The sequence below is a fragment of the Actinoallomurus bryophytorum genome, from assembly GCF_006716425.1.
Classification (GTDB): domain Bacteria; phylum Actinomycetota; class Actinomycetes; order Streptosporangiales; family Streptosporangiaceae; genus Actinoallomurus; species Actinoallomurus bryophytorum.
This window is the reverse complement of sequence record NZ_VFOZ01000001.1, coordinates 7,748,746-7,769,651: the sequence shown is the minus strand read 5'-3', so window position 1 is coordinate 7,769,651 and position 20,906 is coordinate 7,748,746. Positions and strand designations below refer to the sequence as shown.

Here is a 20,906-nt window from a genome sequence, read left to right as displayed (position 1 = left end):
ATGACCGACGCAGCCACCATCACCGACATCCGCACCGCGCTCGGCCAGCGCCTGTTCCCCACGGTCGCGCTGTGGAACCGGCTCGAGGGCCGGCCCCGGACGACCGAGTTCGACCGTGCCCTGCGGGCCGAGGTCCGCGATCCCCTGTGGATGCTCGCCCGGCAGTGGCAGTTCGGGGAGTTCCGCGGCCAGGACGCCGGCTCGCCGGTCACCGCCACCTACCATCTGCGCAGCGCCAAGGCCACGCGCTACCGGCCCCAGGACGGCACGCCGGGCGGGCTGCCGGACCGGCTGCCGCTGGAGGCCGTCGTCGAGGGCCGGCCGGTGCCCTTCACGGTGGGGGGTGACCAGGTCTCCTTCGACCTGCGGGTGGCGATGGGCCGCCGCTGGAACAAGCTGCTGTCCTCGTCGTCGCTGAGCGGCAAGTTCCTGGCCCGGTGGCCCATCCGGCTGCCCGACCCCACCTCCGACGCGGACGCCGCACTGATCGGGCACCCGGACGTGTGGGCGACCATGCAGGCACTCGCGGGGCGCGCCATGGACGGGTACGAGCTGTACCGCCACCTCAAGGACGGCGGGCACGCCTACGACGGCATCGACAAACTGTCCTCGTCGCAGAAGACCGCCCTGGACGCGCTCGCGGCGAAGTTCACGGCCTGGTTCGAGGACCTGATCGCCCAGCCCCCAGCCGGCCGGGAGGCGTTCGACCCCGCACGCCTGGAGCATCGCTTCGCCCTCGGCGTCCCCGATGTCTCGGGGTCCTCCGGCGAGACGGTGCTCTCCGCCGCGGAGTACCCCGGCGACGGCCTGGACTGGCATTCGTTCTCCACGTCCGGCGGACCGCTGGGCACCACCGGTCAGGCCGGGACCGTGACCCGGACCGTGGTGCCCGCCCCGGCCCGGTTCGCCGGGATGCCGAACCCGCGCTGGTGGACGTTCGAGGACGGCCGCACCGACTTCGGCGCGGTCACCGCCGACACCACCGACCTGGTCCGGCTGCTGTTCCTGGAGTTCGCGCTGGTCTACGGCGACGACTGGCTCGTGCTGCCGTGCGACCTGGACGAGGGCTCGCTCTCCCGTGTCGACGGCGTCATGATCACCGACACCTTCGGCCAGCGCTTCTGGATCGAACCCGCCGGCAGCCGCACTGCCGACGACCGGCAGCACTGGTCGCTGTTCGAGCTCGGGACGCCGGGCACCGGCCGGACCGGTCTGTTCCTCCCCCCGGCCGCGGCCGGGGTCACCGAGGGGCCGGCGGTCGAGGACGCGCTGCTGGTCCGCGACGAGAACGCCAACATGGCCTGGGGCATCGAGCGCACCGTCTGGCTGGCCAACGGCACGCCCCTGCCCGGTGCCGAGGCCGCCCGCGAGACCCTCGCGTACCGGCGGCGGCTGCTGCCTCCGGCCGGCCCCCGCTCACCCGTCGCGGCGATCGCGTACGAGGCGATGACCACGGTCCCGGAGCACTGGATCCCGTTCATCCCGGCGCACGTCCCGGGAGACACCCGCGAGATCCAGTTGCAGCGCGGTGCCATGCGCCGGATCCTCGACGGCGCCACCGGCTCACCGGTGAAGGTCCAGCCGCGCACGACGCTGCTGCGCCCCGGCCTGGACGTCACGCCCGCGCACTCGTACGTCCTGCACGAGGAGGAGGTGCCACGGGTCGGCACACGCCTGAGCCTGTCGTTCAAGCGTGCCCGTCTCAAGGACGGCCGCGTGGTGGTCTGGCTGGGCACCCGGCGCGCGACCGGGCGCGGCGAGGCGTCCAGCGGTCTCGCCTGGGACGTGACGGTCGACACCCCGTGACCACCAGTCTGAAAGGCGAAAGGTAGGCCGCCCATCCCCCTCAATATGCACCGAAGCGCCTGATATAACCGGTGGCATCCCTTGCCGCGTGCAGAGAAAGCGCAGGCAAGGGATGCCACGGCGGCTTTTGACCCCCGTTTTCGCGGCCGGCCCGCATCGACGGGTGTTGACATGGAAGAAGTGCGCTTGAAAGGGGACGGCAGAACTTTCCGCATCGAGTTCTGGAGCGTTTTCCCGGGAGGTGACCGGGGTTCACCTCGGCCCCCTGCAGGCATGAAGGCGCATGGAGTTCTCGACCATCCCTGAATCCAGGGCCCCGCCGGAGGCCAGCCGTTAAGATCGCTACCCGAATTCGTCAACGACAAGAAAGCGCTGAGCCACCTCTCTTGGCCGGTGGCGCACGCTCGTCGGATCGGAGTGGCAGTGGGCTGTTCACACACCACAAGCTGTCCCCTCTTTCCCCTGCTCAATGCGAGTCTGGGCGGCTGGCGGAACTACTACTGCGACAGCGAAGACCTTTGGCTCACCTGTGCTCGTTACAAATTGGCACTCGACGGCAAGCCGGTGCCGATCTCGCTCCTGCCCAACGGGAAGCAGGCGCACCACCTCGACCGGTTCGGATCGAGTGAGCTCGGGCAGGCACGGCCGGAGCCGGCCCGGCCGTTACACCCCTCGCAGGTACCGATGCGGCCGTCTCAGCCGCCACCCCGCCCCTGGGCTTCGCAGTACCGAGAGCACCCACCGACGCGACCGCGGCGCGGAGAACCCGCGCGGCACTGGTGGACACGGCTCGCCGACTGGATGAAAGGTCCCGCATGAACTACTGGCCTTGGTGGGCGGGGGCCATCGGTCTCGCGCTCGTCACCATCAACTACACCCTCACCACGGACAAGCCCTTCGGGGTGTCCTCGGCATGGGACCGCGTCCTGCACTGGCGCGCCGAACGCCGCATCGAACGGCTGGAGACCGAGTTCACCGACGAGCGCGCCCTCGTCGACGCGCTGGCCGCCGCCACCGCCGAACACTTCGGACCCCTTCCCGAAGCGCCCGCTCCGCGTACCGCCTACGCGGACGCACCGGCTCCCGCTGGTGCACCGCCGGCGGAGACGAGTGCCTCGAACACGAGCCGGCGCTCGACACCGGTGGTCGCCCAGGCCGCCCTGCTGCTGTCGATCCTCGTCGGCGGCTGGGTGGCGGCCGTCACCGCCGGCCGGTTCAAGGTCCGCTTCGACATGGGCGACGGTTTCCGCCAGATCGTGACCGCCGACCGGGCCACGATGTTCGGCGTGCTGTTCCTCGGCGGTGTACTCGTCGGCTTCGGTACCCGCCTCGCCGGAGGGTGCAGCTCCGGCCACGGCCTCAGCGGCTGCGGCCGCCTCCAGCCGGTCAGCATCGTCGCGACCGCGGTGTTCTTCGGCACGGCGGTCCTGGTGTCTTTCCTGTTGTGGAAGGTGATCTGATGCATACCCGTGGCGGAATCCTCATGGCCAACGTCATCGCCGGGCTGGCCCTCGGGTTCGTCGTCGCCAACATCGGCTTCGGCGACTACGCCCAGCTCAACCGCATGTTCACCTTCCAGGACCTGCGCATGTTCTACGCCTTCGCCGGCGCCGTGGCGATCATCGTGGTGGTCTTCGCCGTCGTCGGGGTCCGCCGCACACGCGGACGGATCCACGCCGGCGTCGTACCGGGCGCGGTGCTGTTCGGCACCGGCTGGGCGATCTCGGGTGGATGCCCGGCGATCCCGATCATCCAGGTCGCCTCCGGCTATCTCCCCGCCCTCGTCACGATCGCCGGCGTCGCCGTCGGCATCTGGCTCTGCCGCTGGGCCAACGCGAAGTTCTTCCGTCTCGACCGCGGCTCCTGCGGGCTGTAACCCGCAGGAGCCTTTCACGGCGGCGAGGTCAGCCGTACGTGAAGGAATACGCCTTCAGGCCCGGGGACAGGGTCACGCGCAGCGTGGCACGTCCCTGGGCCTTGTGGTGGACCAGCGTGTAGATGTTCGGCGCCCCGGAGACCTTGTACGTCGTGGTCTTGCCGCCCTCCTTCACCGTGAGCGTGCCGGAGCCGCCCACATCGAGGTACACGTCGTGGGCGTCGTAGTTCAGCGCGATGGCGGCGTTCGCCCTGGACGTCAGCGACTCCTCCCCGACCGACCAGGTGCCTCCCAGGGCGAACCCGTCGTCGGGGACGGATGAGGGGACGGTGAAGGTCTTCGTGCCCGGGCCGAGCGGGGAGTCGCCCGCGTAGTAGTCCGCACGGTCCGACCCCAGGTACATCTCCGGCGTCAGGGGCGCGGACGGCGTGGCGTCGGCGACGTGGGTCGCTGCGGGCAGGGCCGCCTTGGGGTTCGCCGCCGTGAGCAGCCGGCGGATCAGCGACTCGGTCCCGTCGTAGTCCCCTTCGCCGATGGTGACGGAGCGTATGGTGCCGCTCGCGTCGATCAGGTAGTCGGCCGGCCAGGAGTCGTTGCCGTAGTTGTCCCAGGTCGCGTAGTCGTTGTCCAGCGCGACCGGATAGGTGATGCCGAGCCGCTTGGCGCCGGCCGCCACGTTTCCGGCGGTGTGCTCGAAGGCGTACTCCGGCGTGTGCACGCCGATCACCTCGAAGCCGTCCGCCTTGTAGGTGGAGTACCAGGCCTCCGTGTGGGCGATGGCACGCTGGCAGTTGATGCAGGAGTAGGCCCAGAAGTCGACGAGGACGACCTTGCCCCTGAGCGACGCGAGGTCGACCGGCGGGGAGTTCAGCCACTGCTGGATGCCCGAGATCGCGGGGGCGGTGCCGCAGTTCCGCAGGGCCGCCGGGCCCGCGTCGCGCACGCAGGCGGCGAGGGACGCGCTCTGGTTCGATCCCAGGGCCTTGCTCGCGCGGTGCGGACTGTCCAGGGCGTTGTTCAGGGACGTGGTGTAGTCCGGGATCGCGCGCTGGACGGCGTCGGTGACGTTGAACGTCAGGGCGACGGCCAGCGCGATCACCACCGCCCCCGCACCGACGCGGATACCGCGCTGGTGGCTGCGGAACGCCCGCAGGCGCTCGGCGATCCCCCGGCCGGCCAGCGCGAACATCAGCAGAGGGAACGCGGTCCCGACGGCGAAGGCCACGGTCAGGACGAGCGTCCGGCCGCCGATCCGTCCCGTCGCGCCGGCGACGGTGATCGCCGCCAGAACCGGTCCGGCGCACGGGACGTAGACGGCTCCGAGGGCCAGGCCGAGCACGAATCCGCCGCGGTCCGCGCCGACGCCGCGCTGCGGGATCCGCGAGAACGGCTTCTCCAGCAGGGCCTCGACGCGCGGGATCATCATGCCCAGGCCGAGCAGGACCAGCACCACCAGGCCGGCCCAGCGGATGATGTCCTGCGGCAGCGGCAACGCGTCGAGCACCAGCGTCCCCACCAGCGTGAAGACGCTGAAGCTCAGGGCGAGGCCCGCCACCACGAGGTACGGGCGCCTGCCGTCCCGCGTCTCGCCGGCCGGCGAGGCGCCCCGCGCGCCCTGTGCCCCGCCGGACAGGAAGATCACCGGCAGGACGGGAAGGATGCAGGGCGAGATCCCCGTGATCAGGCCGCCCACGAGCCCGATCAGGACGAGCGTGATCAACGAATCCTCCAGGACGGCACTTGGTCGATCGGAGTCCCGGGCAGCGGGCGCGACCACGAGCGTACGGCGGAGGGTTCCACGGTCTCTCCTGAGGAGGTGAACGGACGTCGGCCTCCAGCATGCGACGATCCGTGCCCGCGGAGTCGCCGGACCCCGATCACGTAGGAATTCCGTAAGCTCTGCGCCGGCGGGCGACGCTTTTCAGTTCATCTTGTTCAGCAGCGCGTTGACCGTGTTCCAGTTTCGCCCGGTCGCGATTCGGCAGCCGAGTTTCTTCTGGAAAAAGGCGTGCGTGAGCTTGCTGTTGCGAATACCGTCCGGATACCAGACGTAGATCTCCTGCTTGCCGGGGGCGAACACGTCGGGCTTGTAGGCGTCCGCGTCGATCGCCCGCAGTTTGCCGGCGGCCGGCGGCTCGGACAGGAAGATCGCGAGCAGCTTGGCGGGCTCGGTCGCGATGTCCGACAGAGGGTTCTCGTCGACGACCCGCCGCAGGTACTCGCGGTTGAAGACCAGGCAGCCGATGGCGGGCAGGCCCATCTCGCGTGCGATGCCCTGCTCGATCTCTTCGGCGATCTTGTCGGTGTCCGTGCGGTCGGTGCCGAAGATGGCGTTGCCGCTCTGCAGGTGGGTGCGCACGTCGGCGTGGCCCAGCTCCCCGAGGAGCGCCCGCAGGTCGGCCATCGGCACCTTCTGCCGGCCACCGACATTGACGCCGCGCAGCAGGGCAACGAACTCCGTCATTCGACACCTCCAGCGAGTAGTCGAAGGTGCGGCCGCTTCTGCCGTCCGCACCGTCCCGCTGGCGTTGATGGTATGCCGACGGCGGCCATGTCCTCGCCGGGCGCAGGAGGCCGGCGGACCTGCGAAACGGGCCCGGCGGCGTGCCGGGATTCGCCCGGACGCCGCCGTACGAGCGGCGTCGATGTGTAAGGGCGTACCAACCGGGCCTAGGCTCTTCGGGTCTGATGCCGGCGGGAGGGACCGGGTTCGCTCGCCGCCGGTGAACGGCACACTGTTCCCATCGATGGGGACTGGTCGGCGAGAAAGGACCGTGGATGAAGTGTCCGGCGTGTGAGAACGACGTCCCCTCGGGCCGGTCCGCCTGCACCTGGTGCGGCGCGCCGCTTCCGTCGGCGGGGGAACGTCCCGGCTCGGATTCGCGCTTCGGCTCTGAACCGCTGACGAATCCCCAGGCCGGCCCGCCGAACCCGAAGACCGAGCCGATGCCGATTCCGGTATGGGACGCGGGCGACGAATGGCCCGAGCTGCCGCCGATACGCCGCGCGACTCCGGCACCGGACCCGGCGCCGCCGGAGGAGCAGGCGTCGCGGCACGCGGACGCCCCGCTGCCACCCGCGTTCGACCCCGCCGGGTGGAACCGCGACGCCCCGCCGGCGCCGCCACCCGGCTACGAGAACGCCACCCAGCACCTCGGCGCCCCGCCGCCACCGGCATTCGACCCCGCCGGATGGAACCGCGACGCCCCGCCGATGCCACCGCCGGGAGACCAGAACGCCACCCAGCACCTCGGCAGCCCGATGCCACCCGCCTTCGACCCCGCCGGGTGGAACCGCGACGCCCCGCCGATGCCACCGCCCGGCCACGAGAACGCCACCCAGAACCTCGGCGCCCCGCCGCCGCCCACGTTCGGCCCCGCCGGATGGGACCAGGGCGTTCCGCCGGGCGCGGGCGACCCGGCCGCGCCCCCGGCGGACGGCGGTACGGCGAAGAACCGCAAGAACCTGCTGCTGGTCTGCGGCATAGCCGCGGTGGTCGTCATCGGCGGTGCCGTGATCTACGCGCTGACGCAGGGCGGGTCGGGGGGCGGTTCACAGACGGCCGGCGGAAAGACGGGCACGGCCGGTGCGTCGCAGCAGGCCTCGGCCGTCAACCAGATCCTCAAGTCCGGGAGGACGGCGCGCGGGCACCTGCCGTCCCGCCTGAGGACCTGCGACGACGTCGCGGCCGGCGTACCCGGCTTCCAGCAGGTCGTACGGGACCGGCAGCAGGAGCTCTCCCAGTCGAAGAGCCTCAAGGTCGACCAGCTGCCGGACGGTGCCGGCCTCCGCAAGTCGATGGTCGCCGCGTACCAGAGCTCTCTCAAGGCCGACCAGGCCTACCTCGCGTGGGCCCAGGAGGTGCAGGGACGCGGTTGTGGCGGCAGGATCGCCCCGCTGACGGCGCACTACAAGGACGCCATCGCCGCCAACGGCAAGGCCGGCCCGGCCAAGCGCCAGGTGATCGCCGCGTGGAAGCCGATCGCGAGCAGCCACGGCCTTCCGAAGTACGCCTGGAACCGCCTCTGACCCGGCCCGCGTCCCAAGGACCTCCTGTCGCGTCGGTGTCGCGCCGTGCCAGGAGGTCCCTCCGCCGTCTCGGCCCCTAGAAGTTGATCATGTGGCCGGCGAGCCCGTGGAGGGCCTCCTTCACGGCCTCGCTGAGGGTGGGGTGGGTGTGCACGTTGCGGGCGGCCTCGTGGACGGTCAGGTCCCACTGCTGGGCCAGGGTGAGCTCGGGCAGCAGCTCGGCCACGTCCGCGCCGATCAGGTGGGCGCCGAGCAGCTCGCCGTACTTGCCGTCGCTGAGGATCTTCACGAAGCCGGACGGGTCGCCGAGTCCGTGGGACTTGCCGTTCGCGGTGAAGGGGAACTTTGCGACCTTGACGTCGAAGCCCTGCTCCCTGGCCTGGGCCTCGGTCCAGCCGAAGCTGGCGATCTGCGGCTGGCAGAAGGTCGCGCGCGGGATCATGACGTAGTCGAGCTCCATCGTCTCGGCGTCGGCGATGGTCTCCGCCGCGACGACGCCCATCGACTCGGCCGCGTGCGCGAGCATCAGCTTGGCGGTCACGTCGCCGATCGCGAAGATGTGGGGCACGTTCGTACGGCCGCGGCCATCGATGTCGATCGCGCCGCGCTCGGTGAGCCGGACACCGGTCTTCTCCAGCCCGTAGCCCTCGACGTTGGGCGCGAAGCCGATGGCCTGCAGCACCTTGTCGGCCTCCAGGACCTTCTGCTCGCCGTTCTTGGAGACGGTGACGCGGACCTTGGGTCCCGACTCGTCGATCTCCTCGACGCGCGTGGAGGTGAGCACGTCGACGCCGAGCTTGCGGTAGTGCCTGGCCAGCTCCTTGGAGACCTCCTCGTCCTCCAGCGGGACGAGCCGGTCCAGGAACTCCACGATCGTCACCTTGACGCCGTAGTTGGCCAGGACGTACGCGAACTCCACGCCGATGGCACCCGCGCCGGCGATGACGATGCTCTCGGGCAGGCTGTCGCTGAGGATCTGCTCCTCGAAGGTCACGACCCGCTCGGACAGCGAGGTGCCGGGCAGCAGCTTGGCGCTGGCCCCGGTCGCGATGACGCAGTGGTCGAAGGTGACGGTCTCGCCGTCCACGACGATGGTGTTCGCGTCGGTGAAGGAGCCACGGCCGTTGATCTCGGTGATGCCGTTCTTCTTCATCAGGTAGTGCACGCCCTTGACGCGCCCGTCGGCGACCGTACGGCTGCGCTTGAACGCCGCGCCGAAGTCGAAGCGCACCTCGCCGTCGGCCTCGATGCCGAACGTCTTCGCCTCACGCGTGAAGATGTGCGCCAGCTCCGCGTTGCGGAGCAGGGCCTTGGAGGGGATGCAGCCGACGTTGAGGCAGACGCCTCCCCAGTAGCGCTCCTCGATGACCGCGGTCTTGAAGCCCAGCTGGGCGGACCGGATCGCGGCCACGTATCCGCCCGGCCCAGCGCCGAGAACGACGACGTCGAAATGTGTGCTCATGCCCAGAACGATATTGCGCCACGCCGATGATCGCGCCCTCGGCCTTGCCGGTCACGCGGTGGACGTGACCAGGATCTCCCTCCGGCGCCTGCCGGTCAGGACGTGGGGCTGCCCGCGCCGGTGAGGTATGCCACGGTCATCTCGCCGACCATCGTGCGGTGCCGGGCCCGGTGCTCGGCCGCGGTCAGGTCCCGGCCGAACAGCGCGCCGAACGTGTGCTGGTTGGCGATGCGGAAGAAACAGAACGAACTGATCATCATGTGCACGTCGACCGCGTCGGCCGGCGCGACGAAGTCCCCGCCGGCCCGGCCCGCCTCCAGGATGCGCGAGATCAGTTCGGTCACCGGCGCCCCGAGGTTCACCAGCGCCTCCGACTGGCGCAGGTGCTCGGCGCGGTGGATGTTCTCGATGCTGACCAGCTTGATGAAGTCCTGGTGGGCGTCGTGGTGGTCGAAGGTCAGCTCGGCCAGGGTGCGGATCGCCTCGACGGGCGCGAGGTGCTCCACGTCGATGGTCGACTCGGCGGCGCGTACCTCGGCGTAGGCCTTCTCGAGGACCGCGATGTACAGCTTCTCCTTGCCGCCGAAGTAGTAGTAGATCATCCGCTTCGTCGTGCGCATCAGCGCGGCGATCTCGTCCACGCGGGCGCCGGCGTACCCCTGCCGCGCGAACTCCCGCTGGGCGACCTGGAGGATCTCCGCCCGCGTACGGTCGGCGTCGCGCCGGCGTTCCTCCGGCGCGCCGGTGACGGGCTGGGCGGGCATAGGGCTCCACGAGGACAGCGAATCCGGATCGGCACTCATCTTATGGCTCAGGTCACGATCGCGCGCTGACAGCGGGCGGTGCGTGCTGGACGGCCAGCCGGATCGGCGCGTTGCCGGCCCCGTACCCCCGGTAGCCGCCGATGCGCTGGACGACCTCGAAGAAGACCCGGCCGGTGGTCCTCGTGTACAGGTGCAGGAACTCCCCGTACGGGTCGCGGTCGTACAGCAGGCCCAGTTCGCGCAGCGTACGGTGCCGTTCCACGCCCAGGTCGTGGCGGGCCTCGAGGTCGTCGTAGTAGTTGTCCGGGATGGCCAGCAGGAGGTCGCCGGCGGCGTTCAGCCGCCGGGCGGTGGCGACGATGTCCCGGCTGCCCAGGGCGACGTGCTGCCAGGGAGTGTCGGGCGCGCCGGGGTGCGCGCCGACGTAGGCGACGTTGAGCGCCATCCGTACGGTGCCGTCCGTGGTGGCGACCGCCCGGCTGCGGAGCAGGCCGTACGGGTCGGCGAGCTCCAGGCTCTCGTCGGGCCGCAGCCCGAGGACGCTGCGGTAGAAGAGCGACGCCTCGTCGAAGTAGTGCCAGGGCTGGGTGAGGGCCACGTGGTCGATGTGGGTGATGCCCGCCGCCTCGGCAAGGTCGCCCGGCACGCCGGTGAAGTCGTCGGTCCAGCTCGGGTGGTCCGGCCTGGCGGTACGGCAGAAGAACAGCTCGGTGCCGTCGGGCGCGGCGACCGCGTCGAGCGGCGCCTCGTGCGGTGCGCGCGAACGGGGCAGGACCGGGGCGAGCAGGGACTCCGCTCGTTCGACCGCGCCCGCCGGATCCGGGGTCTCCAGCCCGATCGCGGACAGGGCCGGGCCGGCCGCGCTCTGCGCGCTGCCGGTGTTCAGCAGGATCCTGGCCCCGTCCTGCGCCCAGAGCTCGACGGGCTTGGTGGGATGCCCGCCCGTACGGGTGAAGCCGAGGGTGGTGAGCAGCCCGCTCAGCCGCCCGGTGTCGGGCGTGGCCAGCTCCGCGAAGGCGAACCCGGTCGGGACCACCGGCCGGGGTGGCCGGGTGAGCTCGGCCGCCCCGGCCGGGCTCTGGGCGACGGACTCCTCCAGCGCGATGAGGGAGCGCATGGCGTCCCTGGCCGTACGGCCGGCGTCGGCCTGGCGGAAGACGTCGTTGAAGACCTCCAGTGACAGCGGCCCCGCGTAGCCGGTGCGCAGGACGTGGCCGACCAGCCCGGCCAGGTCGAAGCCGCCCTGACCGGGGAAACAGCGGTAGTGGCGGCTCCACTGCAGGACGTCCATGGTCAGCGGCGGCGCGTCGGCGAGCTGGAGGAAGAAGATCTTTTCGGCCGGGATCTCCTCGATGCCGCGCGGGTCGGAGCCGCGCGACAGGATGTGGAAGCTGTCCAGGCACGTGCCCAGGTACGGGTGATCGGCCATCTCCACGATCCGCCAGGCGTGCTCGAAGTCGTCGACATGGCGGCCCCACGCGAGCGCCTCGTAGGCGATCCGGATGCCATGGGCGGCGGCGCGGTCGGCGAGGAGACGCAGGTGCTCGGCGGCGAGCGCGTCGTCCGCGACGGTGTCCGGGGAGACGCTGGAGCACACGAGCAGCCGCGAGGCGCCGAGGCGTTCCATCAGCGCGAACTTGTGCTCGGCGCGGCGCAGATTGGCGGCGAGGATGCCGGGTGGGACCGCCTCGAAGTCGCGGAACGGCTGGAACAGCTCGATGCTCAGGCCGAGGTCGGCCGCGCGCCGGCGTATCTCCTCGGGTGCCAGCGGGCTGGACAGCAGGTCGTTCTCGAAGATCTCCACGCCGTCGAACCCCGCCTCGGCGATGGCGGTGAGCTTGCCGGCCAGCGGGCCGCTCAGCGAGACCGTGGCGATGGACTTCCGCATGGCGTTCCTCCGGGTCAGGCGTTGACGAGATGGGAGAGGTGGGCGAGCATCCGCTCGCCGTCGGGCTCGATCCCGGTGAAGAAGCGGAAGGCCTGGGCGGCCTGGAAGACGACCATTCCCCCGCCGTCCAGCGTCCGGCAGCCCAGCTTGCTCGCCGCGCGGAGCAGGTCGGTCTCCAGCGGGCGGTAGACCACGTCGGCCACCCACAGGTCCGGCCGGAGCAGCTCGGCCGGCACCGGCATGCCGGGGTGCGCGGCCATGCCGACCGGGGTCGCGTTGACGAGACCGTCCGCGGCCCTGAGCAGCCCGGCCAGGTCACCGGCCGATCCCACGCGGGCGCGCCCCGCTCCGAACCGGCGCGTCAGGTCCGCGACCAGCGACGTGGCGCGGTCCGGCCGCTCGTCCACGACCGCGACGTGTCCGGCACCGAGCGTCAGCAGCGCGTGCGCCACGGCGGCGCCCGCGCCGCCCGCCCCCAGCTGCACGATCCGTCGGGTCTTCGCGCCCGGCAGGCCGCGGGCGAACGACCGGGCGAATCCGGTCCAGTCGGTGTTGTGCCCCACCGCCCGGTCTCCCTCGAAGGTCACGGTGTTGACCGCGCCGAGCTCGGCCGCCTCCGGTGAGAGCTCGTCGAGATGGGCGATCACGGTCTGCTTGCACGGGTGGGTGATGTTCAGGCCGGTGTAGCCGAGCCGCCGGGCCGTGCGCACGAGCTCACCCCCCGCCCCGGCGTCCAGGCCGAGGCCAGCGATGTCGATGAGGCGGTAGAGGTAGCGGAGGCCGTGGTGATCGGCCTCGCGCTCGTGGAGGGCGGGGCTGAGGGAGGGCCCGATGCCGGCGCCGATCAGGCCGACCAGATAGGACGTCATCGAGGGCTCATTGTACGAACTAGTACGTTAAATAGCGAGACCGTCGAGCGCGCCGGACGGCGCCGGGTACCCACCCGCGCGCGGTGCGCACTCGTACCAACCTGCCGGATCGGCGTGGCGCCGAGGACGTTCCCGGACCTGAGCCGGACCTGGGGCACGCAAACGGTCCCCAGGCGGCCTGAGCGGCCATTAGATGCGATGGCCCCGGAAAGCGGTCCCGTCAATTACCGCGGCGGCACAGAACGGCAACCAATGGGTGCGGAGAAAGCTAAGGCTTTGGGTGCCTTCGGTGGCACTTGCGGGATATTACGGACGCTAATTTACGGCCTTGCATTGAAGTTTTGTTGGGCTTGCCGTTCCTTCTCGCTCGGGTAGATAACCCCTGGTCAGTTCGAGACAGATGATCAGGGGGATCCATGAAACCTGCTCGATCCATCGCGACCGGCCTGCTCGCAGGCCCGGCCATCGTCATGGGAATGCTGGCGGGCGCCGCGCAGGCGGCGCACGCGGCCACACCCGTAGGTCAGGTCGCCAACGCTCCGCACGGCAACGAAGGACCCGTCTGGGGGCACGAGCACCACAACCCGGACCCGCACTGGGGCGATCATCGCGACCCGCGCTGGGACCCACGGCGGGGCGACCGCTTCGACCGGCGGTGGGGCTACTACCGGCACGACCCGCGGTGGGGGTACTACCGCTACGACCCGCGCCTCGGCCGCTACCACTGGGACCACCGCTAAGACCACGGCGCGTAAGCACCGGGTGAACACGCGCTGATGTCTTCGGGCATCGGTGCGCCGATCCCCGGCCGGTAGAGGGAACGGCATGTCACTGGGCTGTGCTCGTCGAGCACAGCCCAGTTCGCCGTTCTGGCGCGCGTGTTCCCTCGCGGCGACGGGCCACGGTCGCCTGCCGCCGCCCCGAGTGTTCACCCTGGATGTCGCGCAGGTGAACGGCGCGGTGACGCCCGCCATGCTTCTTCGCCGGCCGTTCACGGGCCTGTACTACTCTCCGCGCCGACACTTGATAAGAACACGGAGAGTACGTTGTCGATTACCACTGAGCAGTTCTTCGATGGTCGTGAAATGTTCGTGGTGCACGCCATGTTCCGCCGCGAGTTCGGTCTCATGCCGGAACTCGTCCGCGGCGTGGCCGCGGGCGACCAGCAGCGCATGCGGGTCGTCGCCGGTCACCTCGTGGGTGTCGCCACCGTTCTTCACCACCACCATCGCGCCGAGGACGAGCAGGCGTGGCCGTTCCTGCTGGAGCGCGGCTCGGAGGACGTGGCACGGATCGTTCAGCTGATGGAGATCCAGCACGCCAACATCGACGAGCTCGCCGCCGAGGTCGACGTGGCGCTGGAGGCCTGGCGCGGCGGCGCCACCACGGTGAGCCGTGACGCGCTCGCGGACATCCTCGAGCGGCTGGTCCCCGTACTCGACCAGCACATGCGCCTGGAGGAGGAGCGCGCCGTCCCGCTCATGGAGAAGTACATCACCGCCGCCGAGTGGAGCCAGATGGTGCGGGCGGGAGCGGCCGGCTTCGACGCCGACGGCCTCACGCTCGGGTTCGGCATGCTGATGTACGAGGGCGATCCCGAGATCGTCGACCTGGCCGTCGCCGCACTGCCGCCGGAGGCGCGGACGGCGATCAGGCAGCGTGCGGCGCGGGCGTTCGCGGCGCATTCCGAGCGTGTCCACGGGACCGCCACGCCGCCACGCAGCACCGAGCTGTGATCGGTCACCGCCCGCCCGGTCCGCGGCCCCGGCCAGGCCGCGGACCGGGCGGGGGCCGCCGGTGCGGGTCAGCGCTCGCTGTCCAGGTGGGCCATCTGGGCGGCGTCGTAGCGGTCGCCCGCGACGGACTCCGCGGGGACGGCGCGTTCGATGGCGGCGAGGTCGTCGCCGGTCAGCTCGACCTCCAGGGCGCCCAGGGCCTCCGACAGGCGGTCCCGGCGACGGGCGCCGATCAGCGGCACGATGTCCGTGCCGCGGGACAGCACCCAGGCGATGGCGGCCTGCGCGACCGTGACGTCCCTGGCCTCGGCGACCTCCCTGAGCGCCTCGACGAGCGCCAGGTTGTGCTCCAGGTTGCCGCCGCTGAACCTCGGGGCACGCCCGCGGAAGTCGCCCTTGCCCAGCTGCCGGTCCTTGGACCAGTGGCCGGACAGCAGACCGCGCGTCAGCACCCCGTACGCGGTGACGCCGATGCCCAGTTCGCGGCAGACCGGCAGGATCTCCTTCTCGATGCCGCGGGACAGCAGGGAGTACTCGATCTGCAGGTCGACGATCGGGTGCACGGCCGCGGCGCGCCGGATGGTCTCGGGACCGGCCTCCGACAGCCCGATGTGGCGGACGTATCCGGCCTCGACCAGCTCGGCGATCGCGCCGATGGTGTCCTCGATCGGCACGGCCGGGTCCACGCGCGCGGGCCGGTAGATGTCCACGTGGTCGGTGCCGAGGCGGGTCAGGGTGTAGGTGAGGAAGTTCTTGACCGCCACCGGGCGGCCGTCATAGCCGGCGAATCCCCCGGCGGGGTCACGGAGGGCACCGAACTTCACGCTGATCGCGACCTGGTCGCGGTCGCGGGTCCGCAGCGCGTCACGGATCAGCAGTTCGTTGTGGCCCATGCCGTAGAAGTCGCCGGTGTCGAGCAGGGTCACCCCCGCGTCCATGGCGGCGTGGATCGTGGCGATGCTCTCGGCCTCGTCGGCGGGGCCGTACATGCCGGACATCCCCATGGCGCCCAGGCCGATCTCGGAGGTGGTCAGCTGCCCCAAGGTGCGCTCTCGCATCATGCGCCTTCCAGTAGAAATCAGCGATATACGATCTGATAGAGCGATGATACACCCTCAGGGTAGCGCCGCTATAGGAATCAGTGCATCATTGATTTCGTGAACGACACCGGCACGCGCGAACGCATCCTGCAGGCCGCCCTCCGGCTCCTGGCCGAGTCCGGCGACGCCACGGTCTCCACTCGGGCCGTGTGCGCGGCGGCGGGCGTCGGCGCGCCGACCCTCTACCACCACTTCGGGGACAAGGACGGCCTGCTCGACGCCGTCGTCGTGTACGGCTTCGAGCGATACCTCGCCGAGAAGCGCGCCCGGCCGTCGACCGGCGACCCGGTGGAGGATCTGCGCGGCGGCTGGGACCAGCATGTGGAGTTCGGGCGGTCGCAGCCGGCCTTCTACGCCCTCATGTACGGCGCGGGCCGCAGCGCCGGCGCGGCGTCGGAGGAGGCCCACCGGATCCTGCTGGGGACGACCGAGGCGGTCGCGCGCGCCGGCCGGTTGCGCGTTCCGGTGCACACGGCCGCCGGCATGATCCTGGCGGCGTGCATGGGCGTGACGCTCCGCCTGATCTCGGGCGTGGGCGATGATGCCGCGGACCTGTCCGCGCGTACGCGTGAGGCGGTCCTGGCCGCCATCACCACCGACGAGGTCGAGGACCGCCCGTCGTCGGTGTCGGGCATGGCGATCGCGCTGGCCTCGGCGATCGACGGCCAGGCGCCGCACACGCTGACCTCGGCCGAGACCGCCATGCTGCGCGAATGGCTCGCGCGCGTCGCGGCCTGCTGACTCAGGCCGCCCGGTAGACGACGAAGGACACGGCGATGTACTGCGCGACGTACGCGGCCACCGTGAAGGCGTGGAACACCTCGTGAAAGCCGAACCAGCGCGGCGACGGATCCGGGCGGCGCAGGCCGTACACCAGCCCCCCGGTGCTGTAGAGCAGGCCCCCGACGCAGACGAGGACGAGCGCGGCCACCCCGGCGCCGTCCAGCAGCTGCGGCATGAAGGCCGCGGCGACCCAGCCGAGCCCCACGTACAGCGCGGTGTAGAGCCAGCGCGGCGCGCCGACCCACACGATGCGGAACAGCACGCCCGCGCCCGCGCCGCCCCAGATCACCGCGAGCACGACCGTACGGGTGGTGCCGTGCAGGGCCAGCAGCGCGAACGGAGTGTAGGTGCCCGCGATGATCAGGTAGATGTTGGCGTGGTCGAATCGCCGGAGTATCGCATCGCTGCGTTCGGACCAGTGCCCCCGGTGGTAGAGCGCGGAGACCCCGAACAGCAGTGAGGAGGTCAGGGTGTACACCGCGGCGGCCAGCCGTGCGGCCAGCGTCGGGCCGAGCGCGACCAGGACCAGGCCCGCGACCAGCACGGCCGGGAACGTGCCCGCATGCAGCCAGCCGCGCAGCCGCGGCTTGACCGACTGCGCGATCTCTCCCACTTTGCCCGCTCGTAGTGCCATGAGCGCCTCCCATCATTCGCCGCGGCTCTCGCGACGCGGGTGACCCTCAGTATTCCGAACGTCTGGCCAGACGTCTGCTCCCACCCAGCCGGGAGGCGAAGTCGGTCTCCTCCTCGGCGTCCGCCGCGGGCACGACCTCTTCGACGACGGCCGCCGGAGCGGGGACCTCCTCCAGGTCCGGACGGTCCCGCAGCCGTTCGGCGGCCTTGCGCAGCGCCTTCTCCCCCACCAGGCGGCTGAGCTCCAGTCCGAAGCAGTCCAGCTTGTCGGCGTCGGTGAGATCGTCACGGGCCCGCAGGTCGGCGGCCAGCTCGCCCAGGCGCTGTGCCTCGGAGAGCTCGTAGCGCCTGATCGCGTGGCTGCACAGCTCGGCCAGCGCGGCATGGTCGTTGACGAAGGAGAGCCCGGCCAGGTCGTTGGTGGACAGCCGGCTGAGGGCACGCTTACGGTCCATCGCCGCATCGACGATCTTGAGCAGCCCGGACAGCAGCAGGATCGGGCCGATGCTGACGCCCTTGTCCTGCGCGATCATGAACGAGGAGCGGAAGATCGCGGCGGCGCCGACCGCGGCGGCCATCACCTGGGCCACCGACCCGCCGACCGCCGGTGCGCCCTCCGGCAGCGCGAAGCCCCAGCCCATCGCCTCGGCGGCGATGAGGGCCGCGGTCGAGGCGGAGGCGTTGACCGCGATGTAGAGAAGGCCCGACGGCGAGAACACCGCCGCGGCCGGTTTGTCCTGATACCGCCCGACCAGCTCGGCACCCCCGATGAGGGCGCCGAGCAGCGCGGCGAACAGCATCCTTGCGACCATCACGCCCCCCTCGCCCGTACCGGCTCGAGTCCGGCACCGATGAGCCGGCCCGGCGGCCTGGCCGCCTCGAGGAAGACCAGAAGCCACTCCCCCGGACCGGTCGCCAGGCCGTGCCATCGGCGAGGTGGGGAGTCCCTCGACTGGAGGAACGCCAGCAGCCAATCCCCTGAACCCGAGGCCATACCCCGGCGCATCCGCGAAGACATGCGGTATACCTTCGCGACCGCGAGCCCGGAAGGCGACGACTACGGGCCACCGGAATCCGAATGCCCTGCGCATCGCACGGGCACGGAAGGCTTGTGGCGAGTCCAGGTCATCACGGTGGATCCTTCGCATAGAAGGACCGCGACGGGGGCATCCGTGCCCTGTTCAGAGGTGGGGCGGCCGGCCCTCGAACGGGGTGCTCAGCACCACCGTCGTACGGGTGGAGACATTGGCCGCGGCCCGGATCTGCTGGAGCAGCTCCTCCAGCGCGAACGGCGAGGTGACCCGGATCTTGAGGATGTAGCTCTCCTCGCCCGCCACCGAGTGGCACGCCTCGATCTCGCTGAGATGGGTGAGTTTCTCGGGTGCGTCGTCCGGCGCGGACGGGTCGATCGGCTTGATCGAGACGAACGCGGTGAGAGGCAGGCCGATCGCCTCGTGGTCGAGGACCGCGGTGTATCCCTTGATGACGCCACGCTTCTGCAGGCGGCGTACGCGCTGGTGCACCGCCGATACCGACAGGCCGGTCTCCCGCGCGAGGTCGGTGAAGCTCATGCGGCCCTCGCCCGCGAGCAGGGCGACGATCTGCCGGTCGATGTCCTCCACGCCTCAGAACCTACCGCGCTGCCCGGCCGAGAGCCGGAACACCGGTCGATGACCGGCATTCCGGCCGTGTCGGCGAGCTATTTGACGGAACCCGCCAGGACGCCCTGGACGAAGTAGCGCTGGAAGGCGAAGAAGACGACCAGCGGGACGATCAGGGACAGGAAGGCTCCTGGGGCCAGGATGTCGATGTTGCCGGTGAACTGCCGCATCTGGGACTGCAGGAACTTGGTCATCGGCTGGGAGCCGGTGTTGGCGAAGACCAGTGAGACGAGCATGTCGTTCCAGACCCACAGGAACTGGAAGATCGCGAGTGAGGCGATCGCGGGTTTGCCGAGTGGGAAGATCACCTTGACGAAGATCGTCCACTCCTTCCCGCCGTCCATTCGCGCCGCCTCCAGCAGGTCCCGTGGGATGCCGGCGAAGAAGTTGCGCAGCAAGAAGATCGCGAATGGCAGCCCGAACGCCACGTGGAAGGCCACCACGCTCGGGATCGACCCGAACACATGGATCCAGCCGTAGAGCTTCGCCACCGGGATCAGTCCGACCTGCACGGGGACGACCAGCAGGGCCACGACGATCAGGAACAGCCAGTCGCGGCCGGGGAACTCCATCCACGCGAACGCGTACCCCGCCAGTGACGCGATCGCGACGACCAGCAGGGTGGCCGGTAGCGCGATGAGCACGGTGTTCCAGAAGGAGTCTACGAAGTCGGGCTTGCCCAGCAGGTCCGAGTAGGCCTTGAACGTCAGCTGGGAGGGGGCACTGAAGATGTGCCACCAGCCGGTGGAGTTGTCATCCTGCTGGGACCGCAGCGAGGCCACGAACAGCCCCAGCGTCGGCACCAGCCAGACCACCGCCACGATCAGCAGGAGGATCTGCACCACCCCGCCGCCCAGCCGGGCGACGATACGGGAGGCGACACTCCTGCGCGGCGCGCCGCTGTAGTCCGGCCGGTCCGTGGTGGGCCCGGACTCGGGAATGGTCGCGGTACTCATTGGTTCTCCTGTCGAAAACGCCGCAGGTTGAACAACATCGCGGGCACGACCAGCAAGAACAACAAGATCGCGACCGCGGACCCGGCCCCCTGGTCGTTACCGCCACCAAAGGAGTCGGTCCACATCCGCACCGCAAGCACCGACGCGTTCGGATCACCGCCACCGATGATGAACACCAGGTCGAAGACCTTCAGCGCATTGATCAACATCGTGACGAACACCACTGTCAGGACCGGTGCCAGCAACGGGATCGTGACCCGCCGGAACACCTGCCACTCGGTCGCGCCGTCCACCCGCGCCGCCTCGAGCGCGTCGCGCGGAATCGCCGCCAGCCCCGCCGCGATCAACACCATCGCGAACCCGGCCCACACCCACATGTACGACGCGATGATCGCCGGAGTGATCAACGCCGACCCCAGCCAGTTCACGCCCCCGTAGGAAGCCGCGAAATTGTCCTTCGGCAACTTCAGCGTGTACGAACCGGCGGGCAGTCGCTTGTCGAATACGAAGGAGCCGTCCTTATCCGTGGTCGTCGAGGCGACCACCTTCGCCCCCGACACGGCCTGGACCTTCATCCCCGACAGGCCCGCCTCCTTCGCGTCGGGGAGGTTGAGCGTGCCGCCGCCGCCCTTGGTGAAGTCGAACCACACCAGCCCGCTGATCTTGCCCGGCACCGCCGGAGGGGCCTTGGCCGGAGTCGGGCTGTTCGGCAGGTTCTCCGGTTTCACCCCGACCAGCGGGATCAGCACGGCAGCACCGGGCTGGACCTGCCGGCGCGTCACGACCGCGCCCGCCTGAGCCACGTCGGGACTCTTGTCGCCCTCCCTGGCCGAAGCACCCGGATACCGCGAACCACCCGCGAAGGTGTCGTGCACCGAGGTGACGACCGCGTTGGCCACACCCATCGACGGGTCCTGCTCATAGACCAGCCGGAAGATCACACCCGAGGCCAGGAACGAGACCGCCATCGGCATGAAAACGACCATCTTGAACGCCGTCGACCAGCGAATACGCTCGGTCAACACCGCGAACAACAACCCAAGGATCACCACCACCGTGGGCGCGACCATAACCCAGATCGCGGTGTTGCGCACCGCGACCAGCGAATCGTGGTCGGTGAAGATCGCGGTGTAGTTGTCCAGCCCCACCACTTTCTTGCCCGAGGCGTCGAAGAAGCTGCGGATCGCGGTGTAGACGATCGGATAGACCACCAGCGCACCCAGCAGCAACAACGCCGGAAGCAGGAAGCCCAACGCGAGCCAGGACGGAGGGCCGAGCCGGCCCGAACCGCTCCCGGCCTCGCCGCTGTCCTGCGGCGAGGCCATCTCTTCAGTAATCGCTGT

General features: G+C 70.3%; 19 protein-coding genes. 7 read left to right on the top strand and 12 right to left on the bottom strand.

From position 1 onward, the window contains the following. The 3 genes from FB559_RS35960 (at nucleotide 1) to FB559_RS35945 (ending at nucleotide 3,682) form a co-directional block, all read left to right on the top strand. Complete coding sequence (locus tag FB559_RS35960; protein WP_141961365.1) at nucleotides 1-1,806, top strand: hypothetical protein; 1,806 nt, start codon at nucleotides 1-3, stop codon at nucleotides 1,804-1,806. Nucleotides 1,807-2,585: 779 nt separating this feature from the next. After that, nucleotides 2,586-3,266: a YeeE/YedE family protein gene (locus FB559_RS35950; RefSeq protein WP_281286319.1), complete on the top strand. Its 681-nt coding sequence runs from the start codon at nucleotides 2,586-2,588 to the stop codon at nucleotides 3,264-3,266. Next, on the top strand, nucleotides 3,266-3,682 hold the full coding sequence (locus FB559_RS35945) for a YeeE/YedE thiosulfate transporter family protein (protein ID WP_141961362.1): 417 nt from the start codon (nucleotides 3,266-3,268) through the stop codon (nucleotides 3,680-3,682). Before FB559_RS35950 ends, FB559_RS35945 begins: the two co-directional genes overlap by 1 nt. A 28-nt stretch (nucleotides 3,683-3,710) precedes the next feature. Here FB559_RS35945 and FB559_RS35940 read toward each other — a convergent pair whose 3' ends face one another. Both FB559_RS35940 and FB559_RS44275 read right to left on the bottom strand, forming a co-directional pair. Further along, nucleotides 3,711-5,402, bottom strand: coding sequence for a cytochrome c biogenesis protein CcdA (locus FB559_RS35940; RefSeq protein WP_141961361.1), 1,692 nt, complete (start codon nucleotides 5,400-5,402; stop codon nucleotides 3,711-3,713). Between the two features lie 201 nt (nucleotides 5,403-5,603). After that, the gene (locus FB559_RS44275; protein ID WP_185792558.1) at nucleotides 5,604-6,146 is read right to left on the bottom strand and encodes a DUF1697 domain-containing protein; all 543 of its coding nucleotides are present in this window, start codon (nucleotides 6,144-6,146) and stop codon (nucleotides 5,604-5,606) included. 482 nt (nucleotides 6,147-6,628) lie between these two features. Here FB559_RS44275 and FB559_RS35930 point away from each other — a divergent pair, with 482 nt between their 5' ends. Beyond that, nucleotides 6,629-7,711, top strand: coding sequence for a hypothetical protein (locus FB559_RS35930; RefSeq protein ID WP_185792557.1), 1,083 nt, complete (start codon nucleotides 6,629-6,631; stop codon nucleotides 7,709-7,711). Nucleotides 7,712-7,787: 76 nt separating this feature from the next. Here FB559_RS35930 and lpdA read toward each other — a convergent pair whose 3' ends face one another. From lpdA to FB559_RS35910, 4 genes are all read right to left on the bottom strand, one after another. Beyond that, the gene (gene lpdA / locus FB559_RS35925) at nucleotides 7,788-9,173 is read right to left on the bottom strand and encodes a dihydrolipoyl dehydrogenase (protein WP_141961358.1); all 1,386 of its coding nucleotides are present in this window, start codon (nucleotides 9,171-9,173) and stop codon (nucleotides 7,788-7,790) included. 95 nt (nucleotides 9,174-9,268) lie between these two features. After that, nucleotides 9,269-9,937, bottom strand: a complete 669-nt coding sequence (locus FB559_RS35920; RefSeq protein ID WP_141961357.1) for a TetR/AcrR family transcriptional regulator — start codon at nucleotides 9,935-9,937, stop codon at nucleotides 9,269-9,271. A 52-nt stretch (nucleotides 9,938-9,989) separates the two neighbouring features. Continuing rightward, nucleotides 9,990-11,825, bottom strand: a complete 1,836-nt coding sequence (locus FB559_RS35915; protein WP_141961356.1) for a bifunctional sugar phosphate isomerase/epimerase/4-hydroxyphenylpyruvate dioxygenase family protein — start codon at nucleotides 11,823-11,825, stop codon at nucleotides 9,990-9,992. 14 nt (nucleotides 11,826-11,839) lie between these two features. Beyond that, nucleotides 11,840-12,694, bottom strand: a complete 855-nt coding sequence (locus tag FB559_RS35910; protein ID WP_141961355.1) for a shikimate dehydrogenase — start codon at nucleotides 12,692-12,694, stop codon at nucleotides 11,840-11,842. A 416-nt stretch (nucleotides 12,695-13,110) separates the two neighbouring features. Here FB559_RS35910 and FB559_RS35905 point away from each other — a divergent pair, with 416 nt between their 5' ends. Together FB559_RS35905 and FB559_RS35900 are read left to right on the top strand one after the other, a co-directional pair. Next, entirely contained in the window at nucleotides 13,111-13,434 is a 324-nt protein-coding gene (locus FB559_RS35905; RefSeq protein ID WP_141961354.1) for a hypothetical protein, read from the top strand. A 306-nt stretch (nucleotides 13,435-13,740) separates the two neighbouring features. Beyond that, on the top strand, nucleotides 13,741-14,430 hold the full coding sequence (locus FB559_RS35900) for a hemerythrin domain-containing protein (protein WP_141961353.1): 690 nt from the start codon (nucleotides 13,741-13,743) through the stop codon (nucleotides 14,428-14,430). 68 nt (nucleotides 14,431-14,498) lie between these two features. On the opposite strand, the gene FB559_RS35895 is transcribed toward FB559_RS35900, so the two are convergent. Further along, nucleotides 14,499-15,491 (bottom strand): aldo/keto reductase, encoded by a 993-nt coding sequence (locus FB559_RS35895; RefSeq protein WP_221640339.1) that lies wholly within the window; start codon nucleotides 15,489-15,491, stop codon nucleotides 14,499-14,501. Between the two features lie 96 nt (nucleotides 15,492-15,587). Here FB559_RS35895 and FB559_RS35890 point away from each other — a divergent pair, with 96 nt between their 5' ends. Beyond that, the gene (locus FB559_RS35890; RefSeq protein WP_221640338.1) at nucleotides 15,588-16,271 is read left to right on the top strand and encodes a TetR/AcrR family transcriptional regulator; all 684 of its coding nucleotides are present in this window, start codon (nucleotides 15,588-15,590) and stop codon (nucleotides 16,269-16,271) included. A 1-nt stretch (nucleotide 16,272) separates the two neighbouring features. Here the strand turns inward: FB559_RS35890 and trhA are convergent, their stop codons facing one another. The 5 genes from trhA to FB559_RS35865 form a co-directional block, all read right to left on the bottom strand. Further along, complete coding sequence (trhA, locus tag FB559_RS35885) at nucleotides 16,273-16,947, bottom strand: PAQR family membrane homeostasis protein TrhA (protein ID WP_141961351.1); 675 nt, start codon at nucleotides 16,945-16,947, stop codon at nucleotides 16,273-16,275. A gap of 46 nt (nucleotides 16,948-16,993) precedes the next feature. Beyond that, nucleotides 16,994-17,758 (bottom strand): hypothetical protein, encoded by a 765-nt coding sequence (locus FB559_RS35880; protein WP_141961350.1) that lies wholly within the window; start codon nucleotides 17,756-17,758, stop codon nucleotides 16,994-16,996. Between the two features lie 369 nt (nucleotides 17,759-18,127). After that, entirely contained in the window at nucleotides 18,128-18,568 is a 441-nt protein-coding gene (locus tag FB559_RS35875) for an Lrp/AsnC family transcriptional regulator (RefSeq protein WP_141961349.1), read from the bottom strand. A gap of 77 nt (nucleotides 18,569-18,645) precedes the next feature. After that, entirely contained in the window at nucleotides 18,646-19,563 is a 918-nt protein-coding gene (locus FB559_RS35870; RefSeq protein ID WP_141961348.1) for a carbohydrate ABC transporter permease, read from the bottom strand. Beyond that, nucleotides 19,560-20,888, bottom strand: a complete 1,329-nt coding sequence (locus FB559_RS35865) for a carbohydrate ABC transporter permease (protein ID WP_246122362.1) — start codon at nucleotides 20,886-20,888, stop codon at nucleotides 19,560-19,562. The genes FB559_RS35870 and FB559_RS35865 overlap by 4 nt, the downstream gene beginning before the upstream one ends. Nucleotides 20,889-20,906 lie beyond the last annotated feature (18 nt).

Bases quoted from the DNA above. Each gene is read 5' to 3' on its own strand.
- FB559_RS35960 (WP_141961365.1), top strand. From the start codon at position 1: ATGACCGACGCAGCCACCATCACCGACATCCGCACCGCGCTCGGCCAG.
- FB559_RS35945 (WP_141961362.1), top strand. From the start codon at position 3,266: ATGCATACCCGTGGCGGAATCCTCATGGCCAACGTCATCGCCGGGCTG.
- FB559_RS44275 (WP_185792558.1), bottom strand. From the start codon at position 6,146: ATGACGGAGTTCGTTGCCCTGCTGCGCGGCGTCAATGTCGGTGGCCGG.
- FB559_RS35930 (WP_185792557.1), top strand. From the start codon at position 6,629: ATGCCGATTCCGGTATGGGACGCGGGCGACGAATGGCCCGAGCTGCCG.
- lpdA (WP_141961358.1), bottom strand. From the start codon at position 9,173: ATGAGCACACATTTCGACGTCGTCGTTCTCGGCGCTGGGCCGGGCGGA.
- FB559_RS35920 (WP_141961357.1), bottom strand. From the start codon at position 9,937: ATGCCCGCCCAGCCCGTCACCGGCGCGCCGGAGGAACGCCGGCGCGAC.
- FB559_RS35915 (WP_141961356.1), bottom strand. From the start codon at position 11,825: ATGCGGAAGTCCATCGCCACGGTCTCGCTGAGCGGCCCGCTGGCCGGC.
- FB559_RS35910 (WP_141961355.1), bottom strand. From the start codon at position 12,694: ATGACGTCCTATCTGGTCGGCCTGATCGGCGCCGGCATCGGGCCCTCC.
- FB559_RS35905 (WP_141961354.1), top strand. From the start codon at position 13,111: ATGAAACCTGCTCGATCCATCGCGACCGGCCTGCTCGCAGGCCCGGCC.
- FB559_RS35895 (WP_221640339.1), bottom strand. From the start codon at position 15,491: ATGATGCGAGAGCGCACCTTGGGGCAGCTGACCACCTCCGAGATCGGC.
- trhA (WP_141961351.1), bottom strand. From the start codon at position 16,947: ATGGCACTACGAGCGGGCAAAGTGGGAGAGATCGCGCAGTCGGTCAAG.
- FB559_RS35880 (WP_141961350.1), bottom strand. From the start codon at position 17,758: ATGGTCGCAAGGATGCTGTTCGCCGCGCTGCTCGGCGCCCTCATCGGG.
- FB559_RS35870 (WP_141961348.1), bottom strand. From the start codon at position 19,563: ATGAGTACCGCGACCATTCCCGAGTCCGGGCCCACCACGGACCGGCCG.
- FB559_RS35865 (WP_246122362.1), bottom strand. From the start codon at position 20,888: ATGGCCTCGCCGCAGGACAGCGGCGAGGCCGGGAGCGGTTCGGGCCGG.